9 protein-coding genes are annotated in these 7,805 nt (G+C 65.1%); 5 read left to right on the top strand and 4 right to left on the bottom strand.

Features of this window, described 5'->3' with window-relative positions; translation table 11 throughout:
• A partial coding sequence (locus tag GSQ79_RS08810; RefSeq protein ID WP_158808348.1) for a hypothetical protein occupies positions 1-695 on the bottom strand: 695 nt, incomplete at its 3' end.
• Positions 696-813: 118 nt separating this feature from the next.
• On the opposite strand from GSQ79_RS08810, the gene GSQ79_RS08815 reads away from it, so the two are divergent.
• Positions 814-1,698: a dihydrodipicolinate synthase family protein gene (locus GSQ79_RS08815; protein ID WP_158808349.1), complete on the top strand. Its 885-nt coding sequence runs from the start codon at positions 814-816 to the stop codon at positions 1,696-1,698.
• A 10-nt stretch (positions 1,699-1,708) separates the two neighbouring features.
• Here GSQ79_RS08815 and GSQ79_RS08820 read toward each other — a convergent pair whose 3' ends face one another.
• From GSQ79_RS08820 to GSQ79_RS08830, 3 genes are read right to left on the bottom strand one after another with little or no spacing between them, the layout of a single operon-like run.
• Positions 1,709-2,083, bottom strand: coding sequence for a hypothetical protein (locus tag GSQ79_RS08820; protein ID WP_158808350.1), 375 nt, complete (start codon positions 2,081-2,083; stop codon positions 1,709-1,711).
• The gene (locus GSQ79_RS08825) at positions 2,080-2,349 is read right to left on the bottom strand and encodes a DUF1883 domain-containing protein (RefSeq protein WP_158808351.1); all 270 of its coding nucleotides are present in this window, start codon (positions 2,347-2,349) and stop codon (positions 2,080-2,082) included. The genes GSQ79_RS08820 and GSQ79_RS08825 overlap by 4 nt, the downstream gene beginning before the upstream one ends.
• 54 nt (positions 2,350-2,403) lie before the next feature.
• Entirely contained in the window at positions 2,404-3,615 is a 1,212-nt protein-coding gene (locus GSQ79_RS08830; protein ID WP_158808352.1) for an LL-diaminopimelate aminotransferase, read from the bottom strand.
• Between the two features lie 223 nt (positions 3,616-3,838).
• On the opposite strand from GSQ79_RS08830, the gene GSQ79_RS08835 reads away from it, so the two are divergent.
• From GSQ79_RS08835 to GSQ79_RS08850, 4 genes are all read left to right on the top strand, one after another.
• Positions 3,839-5,143 carry an MFS transporter gene (locus GSQ79_RS08835; protein ID WP_246725210.1) on the top strand — a complete coding sequence of 435 codons (1,305 nt, stop codon included), beginning with the start codon at positions 3,839-3,841 and terminating at the stop codon, positions 5,141-5,143.
• 6 nt (positions 5,144-5,149) lie between these two features.
• The gene (locus GSQ79_RS08840; protein ID WP_158808354.1) at positions 5,150-6,319 is read left to right on the top strand and encodes a metallophosphoesterase; all 1,170 of its coding nucleotides are present in this window, start codon (positions 5,150-5,152) and stop codon (positions 6,317-6,319) included.
• Between the two features lie 43 nt (positions 6,320-6,362).
• Positions 6,363-7,619, top strand: a complete 1,257-nt coding sequence (locus GSQ79_RS08845; protein ID WP_158808355.1) for an arsenic transporter — start codon at positions 6,363-6,365, stop codon at positions 7,617-7,619.
• Between the two features lie 39 nt (positions 7,620-7,658).
• Positions 7,659-7,805 (top strand): DMT family transporter (locus tag GSQ79_RS08850; RefSeq protein WP_174243180.1); only part of this gene is annotated, 147 nt, incomplete at its 3' end.

Consider the following 7,805-nt stretch of genomic DNA (forward strand, 5'->3'; position numbering starts at 1 on the left):
GCACCCGCGTCGCTGGCGAGATAGGCGTTGGCTCCCGCCACACTGCCGTCTATCACCTTTGCGCCAGGTGGTACAGCTTGCCCTGCGGCTTCATAATGCAGGGCATACCGCGTCCGGAAATTGACCGTCCGGCTGCTGGCCCCGGTGATTGGCAGCCGGGCGTGCAGAACCGCTTGGAAAAAGATGCGGTCGCAGACCGGACTGAGCGCCTTCGGCATCAGCCAGGCCGCGAGCAGCCCGAAGGCCGGGCGGCACAGCATCCAGCAGCTGGTATCGACGTGGCGGTGCCGCTCCTCTTCGCCCTCGGTGATGGCCATCGCGTTGCCGTCGAGGTCGCAAAACCGGCGCTTGCACGCCACCAAGGGATAGCCGCTGTGCCCATGGCCGGCGACCATGTTGGCGATATGATCGTCGTCATACCAATTGTCGGCATCGAGATAGGCGACGGCATCGAACCCGTAGCGATCGGCGAGAAGACCGCCGATCGCCCTCGGGGTGTTGCCGTTGTCGGCGTTTTCCAGCGGCAGCGCGAGATGCAGCGTGCGCGGCGAGGTCGCGAACAGCGGCTTGGCGTGTCCGTCGGCGACGAGGATGTGGTGGCATTCATGCGTTTGCGCCAGGACGCTGTCGTGGCACTGCCGCAGGATGGCGTCGCTCTCTGTATGGTAGGGCGTGACGACGGCGATCTTCAGCATCGTGACCTTTTGGATAACGGCAGCAAACCCGATGCGATGACGGCGTCATCCCAGGTCTCGGCTCGGATTTCATGCGCAGTTATGGCTTTCACGCCGCGTTTGAGCTACCCCGCGCGGCATGACACAGTTTTCCGGACTCGCCGCCTTCCCGATCACCCCGACCGATGCCAGCGGACGCGTCGATGCCGACGCGTTGCAGCTGCTGCTGAAGCGCCTGACCGATGCCGGCGTCGCCTCGATCGGCCTGCTCGGCAGCACCGGCTTGTATCCCTTCTTCAGCCGGGCCGAGCGGCGCCGCGCGATCGAGATCGCCGTCGCGGCCGCGGGCGGGACGGCGCTGCTGGTCGGCATCGGCGCGCTGCGCACCGACGACGCCGTGCTCTTGGGACAGGATGCCAAAGCGGCGGGCGCGAGCGCCGCGCTGCTGGCGCCGGTCTCCTACACGCCGCTGACCGCCGACGAAGTGTTCGTCCACTTCGAGACGGTGGCCCAAAACATCGACCTGCCGGTGTGCATCTACAACAACCCCGGCACCACGCACTTCACCTTTACGCCCGACTTGATCGCCCGCCTCAGCCGCGTGCCCGGCATCATCGCGGTCAAAAACCCGGCGCCGCCTGCGGACGTGGCGGCCCATCTGCAGGATCTGCGGGCGCGGACACCGGACGGCTTTTCACTGGGCTACAGCGTCGACTGGAACGCGATCGAGGCGATGCTGGCAGGCGGCGACGCCTGGTACAGCGTGCTCGGCGGCCTGTTCCCGGCGCCGTGCCTCGCCATTCTGGCGGCGGTGAAAGCCGGCGATGCCGCCGAGGCGCGCCGGCTGAATGCCCGGCTGCAGCCGCTGTGGGATCTGTTCACGGAATACAGCAGCTTGCGGGTGATGTTCGCCGCGGCCAACGCGCTTGGGATCGGGGCCGAGCCGCCACGGCCACTGCTGCCGCTGCCGGAGGCGGTGTGCCTGCGGATCGCGGGGGTGCTGAGGGAACTCGGCTTGGATTAGCGGTCCTCGCTCAGGCTTGATCGATATCGATGATCGGTACACCGTCCGGCGGCATCCGCTTCCGGATCTGCTCGAAGATGGTTGATCGGGAGTGGCGATACCATCCCCAGAACGCCAGCAAGATCACGCCTGCAACCAGCCCGACCGCGATGACCACGACAAACACGATGAAAACGCGCGTAGACCCGATGTCGCTGGTCAAGATTGTCGTTAGGAAGCTCAGGGCGACCGAGATCAGGAAGATCGAGAAATTGAGAAACAGGGATTCAGGGGAGCCACGCTCGAGAAGTTGAAGCTCCGAATCCGAGACTTCATAAATATTGAGGCGGTCTATTCGCGCGCGCCGGATCGCTGGAAGAAGCTCGTTCGGTCGCTGATCCGTCATGCCGCGTTTTGCACGGTACGGACCGACGCCCTCACCGCGCCCGGATAGCCGCCGAGGTCGACGATGAGATGCCATTTGCCCGGTCGCGGCGGGGCGAGCACGAACGGGGACTTCTTTACCAGGCCCCCGTAATAGGAGTGTCGCCCGCCATTTTTGTAACTGCGGAAATTCGCTTCATCCAAAAGCTTGACGTTGGCCTGCTTGTCGAGGGTGACCTCGACAAACTCTTCGGATCCAAGGCTGAGATCGTAGTGCAGATAGTTCAAGCTACCTCTCCCGCACGTTCATCCTCACATCGGTCGCCCATCACGGCGTGAATTCTACCGTGCCAGCCGCACCACGTTGTGCAAACTCCCGTCCGCCGCATCCATCAGCCGCTTGAAGCCGCGCGCGGCCTGGCGGATGCGCTGCTCGTTCTCGACCAGCGCGAGACGGACGTAGCCTTCGCCCTGCTCGCCGAAGCCGATGCCCGGCGCCACCGCCACTTCCGCCTTCTCGATCATCAGCTTGGAGAACTCCAGGCTGCCGAGGTCGGCGAATTTTTCCGGCACTTTCGCCCAGACGAACATCGAGGCGTTGGGCACCGGCAGCTGCCAGCCCGCCTTGGCAAAAGAATCCACCATCACGTCGCGACGCTTCTTGTAGATCGCGCGCATCTCGTGGATGCAGTCGTCCGGGCCATTCAACGCCGCCGAGGCCGCGACCTGGATCGGCGTATAGGCGCCATAGTCGAGATACGACTTCACCCGCGTCAGGGCGGAGATCAGCCGCTCGTTGCCCACCGCAAAGCCCATGCGCCAGCCGGCCATGGAATAGGTTTTCGACATCGAGGTGAACTCGACGGTGACGTCCATCGCGCCCTCGACCTGCAGCACCGAGGGCGGCGGCTCGTCGTTGAAGTAGAGCTCGGCGTAGGCAAGATCGGAGAGGATGAAGATCTCGTGCTTCTTCGCGAAATGCACGAGGTCCTTGTAGAAATCCAGCGAGGCGACGAGCGCCGTCGGGTTCGAGGGGTAGCAGACGACCACCGCGATCGGCTTGGGGATCGAATGGATGATCGCCCGCTCGAGCTGCGCGAAAAAATTCGGCGTCGGCTCGGCCGAGATCGAGCGGATGGTGCCGCCCGCCATCAGAAACCCGAAGGCGTGGATCGGGTACGAGGGATCGGGCACCACGACCACGTCGCCGGGGCCGGTGATCGCCTGCGCCATGTTGGCGAAGCCTTCTTTGGAACCCAGCGTCACCACCACCTGGGTGTCGGGGTTCACCTTCACGCCGAAGCGCCTGGCGTAATAATTGGCCTGGGCGCGGCGCAGGCCGGGAATGCCCTTGGAGGCCGAGTAGCGGTCGATCCGCGTCTTGGTGATCGTCTCGATCAGCTTGTCCTTGACGTGCTGCGGCGCATCGAGGTCGGGGTTGCCCATGCCGAGGTCGATGATATCCGCGCCGGCTTTACGCGCGGTGGCCTTGATGCGGTTCACCTCTTCGAAGACGTAAGGCGGCAGGCGCTGGATGCGGTAAAACTTCGACATGATGCGGGGTCGTGGCCTTGTAGGGTCCCGCTCTTGTCCGATGGACAGGATGAATCGGGCCGGTTGATCAACCTGCAACCTACCATGCCGCCGCGCCGCGTACAGGGGCCATTGCGGCGCATTGGCGGAACCAAAGCCCCAGGCTCACTATTCCGTGATCGAGATTTGCCGTAAGGCAAAGCCCGGCGTTTCTCTCGATGCGGTCCCATTGATGAATTCTGCTTTGAGAGCCAGCAGTTCGACCAGCCCTGCCCCGCCTGCGTCACGCACATTACACGGCCTCGACGCCCTCAATTTTTTCCTCGCCGACGTGCGCGACGGGCTCGGCCCGTATCTGGCGATCTATCTCATCGCGGTGCGCGGGCCGACCCAGGGCTGGAACGAGGCGACGACCGGCCTGGTGATGACCATCGCCGGGATCGTAGGGCTTATCGCGCAGACGCCGGCCGGCGCCCTGATCGACGGAACGCGGCACAAACGCGCCATCGTCATTGCCGGCGCGGTGGCGGTGACGCTGAGCTGCCTGTCATTGCCATGGTTGTCGAATTTTTATGCCGTCGCGGCGACGCAATCGATCGCCGGCATCGCCGGGGCCGTGTTCCCGCCGGCGCTCGCCGCCATCACGCTCGGCGTCGTCGGCCCAAAACTGTTCGCCAAGCGCATCGGCCGCAACGAGGCGTTCAACCACGGCGGCAACGCGCTCTCGGCGGCCGTTGCGGGATCGACGGCCTATTTTTTCGGGCCCATCGTCGTATTCTGGCTGATGGCGGTGCTCGCCGCGTTCAGCATCGGCGCGATGTTGATGATCCCGGCCGCTGCGATCGACGACGAGATGGCGAGCGGGCTCGAAGCGTCGAAAGACGATCACGGCGACCAGCCGTCGGGTCTGACGGCGCTGTTGCAGAACAAGTATCTCATGCTGTTCGCCCTGCTCGCGGCGATCTTTCATCTGTCCAATGCGGCGATGCTCACATCCGTCGGCCAACTCCTGACCAAGCTGTCGGGGAAGGACAATGCGACGTCGCTGATCGCGGTCTGCATCGTCGCCGCACAATGCGTGATGGTCCCGATGGCGATCATGGTCGGGCGGAAGGCCGATGTTTGGGGGCGAAAGCCGATCTTCCTGGTGGCTTTCGGCACGCTCGCCCTGCGCGGCGTGCTTTACCCCTTCTCCAACAATCCGTTCTACCTCGTCGCGGTACAGTGCCTCGACGGGATCGGCGCCGGCATCTATGGCGCGCTGTTTCCAATCGTGGTCAGCGATCTGACGCGCGGCACCGGCCGGTTCAACGTGAGTCAGGGTGCCGTCGCCACGACGCAGGGACTGGGCGCGGCGCTTTCGGCGACGCTTGCGGGACTGATCATCGTTTCGGCCGGCTATGCGAAGGCCTTCATCGTGCTGGCGGGGATCGCGGCGGTGGGCTTCGTCATCTTCTTGGTCGCGATGCCGGAAACGCGGGACATCATGCCACGCCGCGGTCGGACCGGTAAGACGACCGCCGATTCTTCGATACGATCGGAGGCGTGATCATCGATGGTATCCTCTCAAACGAGTTCTTTCGAGAAGCACGGAAGCACGGCCCTGTCAGAATCCATCCTGCTGTTCGTCCACATCGGCGATCTGCATCTGACGACGGAAGCCACGGATAATTATCGCGATTTGCAGGCGATCGTTCGCGAAATTACCGACGAAATCGGAAACGCACTCGATTTCGTCTTCATCCCCGGCGACAATGCGGACAACGGGCTGCCGGCGCAATATGCGCTGGCGCGCCGCGCGCTGGCCCGGCTCCCCGTGCCGGTGCATGTGATCACCGGCGATCACGATATGGAGCAAGGCAGCCTCGATAATTTTTACACGGCCCTCGGCGCCACGCAGCTGCCGAACGCCATCGACGCTGGTGGCCTCCGGTGCCTTTTCCTCGACATGTGCGGCCCCGGCTCCGGCGGCCCGGATTTCCGCATCGGCGACCGCCAGATGGCGTGGCTGGAAGCGGAATTGCGGGCCGCGGACGCGTCCGAGCAACGCTGTGCGATCTTCATGCATTCCTTTCCCGCCGACCTTCGCGGCGAGGGCGAGACCGCGCGTATCAACGCGGCGCTGCAAGCTCGCGGGGTCCTCCTCGTTGCGATGGGCCACACCCACTACAACGAGCTCGCCAACGACGGGCGCACCATCTTCGCCGCGACACGCTCCACCGGCCAGATCGAGGAAGGGCCGGTCGGCTACAGCGTCATCGCGATCGACGCACGGACGGTGTCCTGGCGGTTCCGCGAACTGGGATCGGCGTTCCCGTTGGTGCTCGTCACGGCGCCAGCCGACCGCCGGCTGGCGACGGACGCGTCGGATGCCGATCACCTGCCGCAGGGCGAATGCCTCGTCCGCGCCAGCGTTCTCGGTCGGACTCCGATCGCGCACTGCACCTGTCGCATCGACGACGGTCCGGAGGTTGCGATGCGACCCACCGCAGCCACGCGCTACGCCGTCAGCGTCGTCATCACCGCCGCGACGCGGACCCTGACGGTCACGGCGACGGACGACCATGGCGCCATTGGCACGGAATCGATCGCGATCGCCACGCGCGATCACCTCGTCGCGCCCCGCCGGGGCGACGGCAGCGACGCCGACACGGTCGGCGCCTGGCCTGAGCGCGGCCTCCTCGGCACACAGCTCGGCCCGAACCGGAACGGACGCAAATGGTAGTGAAAGCGAACGAACCAACTTCGGGCAGCGAGGGGTGCCGCGCATGACGCCGCATGTCGTCACCTGGATCGTCATCGGCCTGGCGATCCTCGGCGTGATCGCGCGGCCCTTCGATTGGCCCGAGGCGATTTGGGCGGTTGCAGGCGCCGCGGTCCTCGTCGTCTTCGGCCTCCTGCCGGCCGGTGACGCCTGGACCGGCGTGCGCAAAGGCAACGACGTCTATCTCTTTCTCATCGGCATGATGGCCCTGTCGGAAGTGGCGCGCGCGGAAGGCCTGTTCGACTGGCTAGCCAGCCATGCCGTGCGCCAAGCCAAAGGTTCGGCAAGCCGGCTGTTCCTGCTCATCTACATCGTCGGCACGGTCGTCACTGCGTTTCTTTCGAACGACGCGACGGCCGTTGTGCTGACGCCCGCGGTCTATGCGGCGGCCAAAGCGGCCAAGGCCGAACCTTTGCCCTATCTCTTCATCTGCGCGCTGATCGCCAATGCGGCGAGCTTCATCTTGCCGATTTCCAACCCGGCCAATCTCGTCGTCTACGCCAGCCACATGCCGCCGCTCGGCCCGTGGCTGATGCGGTTTGGCGTCGCCTCGATCCTGTCGGTGGTGATGACGTTCCTCGTCCTGCGCTGGACCCAGCGCAAGGCGCTGCGCGGCGCGATCGAGACGGAGGTCGAGAATAAGCCGTTGTCGCTGAGCGGCAAGATCGCCGGGCTTGGAATCGTCCTCACCGGCGCCGTGCTGATCGCCGCCTCCGCCTTTGACGTGGAACTGGGCCTGCCGACGTTCGCCGCCGGCCTGCTCACGGTCGCCGTCGTCCTGATCCTCAAGCGGGAAAACCCCTGGCACGTCGCCAAGGACATTTCCTGGGGCGTGCTGCCGCTGGTTGCCGGCCTCTTCGTGCTCGTCGAGGCCCTGGAGAAAAGCGGCGTTCTCGCCACGCTCGCGCAGACCCTGAAGACGGCGGCGGCACGATCCGACGTCTTCGCAGGCTGGACCAGCGGCGTCATCGTCGCCGTCGCCACCAACCTGGTGAACAACCTGCCCGCCGGCCTGCTCGCCGGCGCCGCGGTGCAGACGGCGCAGGTCCACGACAAAGTGTCGGGCGCCATCCTCATCGGCGTCGATCTCGGTCCCAACCTGTCAGTGACCGGATCGCTCGCGACCATCCTGTGGCTCGCCGCGATCCGCCGCGAAGGCGAGAGCGTCGGCGCATGGAGCTTTCTGAAACTCGGCCTGATGGTGATGCCGCCGGCTCTCGTCGCCGCGCTCGCCGGCCTCCTCCTCATGCCGGGCGCCTGAGCCTTCATGATGCCACCTCGACGCGAAAGGATTTTCAAGATGAACGCCTCGCTTAGCGCTGTCCTCCTCTACCCCCTCATCATCGTCGCCGGCGTGCTGCAGGCGTTTGGACCGCCGATGAACGGGCAGCTGCGGCAGTCCCTGGTCAACCCCTGGATCGCAACGCTGGTCTCCTTCGGCCTGATC

It is taken from the genome of Beijerinckia sp. L45 (assembly GCF_009765775.1).
Taxonomy (GTDB): Bacteria; Pseudomonadota; Alphaproteobacteria; order Rhizobiales; family Beijerinckiaceae; genus RH-AL1.

Excerpts from the sequence above, each read along its gene's own strand:
- GSQ79_RS08820 (WP_158808350.1), bottom strand. The coding sequence starts at position 2,083 with ATGACGGATCAGCGACCGAACGAGCTTCTTCCAGCGATCCGGCGCGCG.
- GSQ79_RS08845 (WP_158808355.1), top strand. The coding sequence starts at position 6,363 with ATGACGCCGCATGTCGTCACCTGGATCGTCATCGGCCTGGCGATCCTC.
- GSQ79_RS08815 (WP_158808349.1), top strand. The coding sequence starts at position 814 with ATGACACAGTTTTCCGGACTCGCCGCCTTCCCGATCACCCCGACCGAT.
- GSQ79_RS08830 (WP_158808352.1), bottom strand. The coding sequence starts at position 3,615 with ATGTCGAAGTTTTACCGCATCCAGCGCCTGCCGCCTTACGTCTTCGAA.
- GSQ79_RS08840 (WP_158808354.1), top strand. The coding sequence starts at position 5,150 with ATGGTATCCTCTCAAACGAGTTCTTTCGAGAAGCACGGAAGCACGGCC.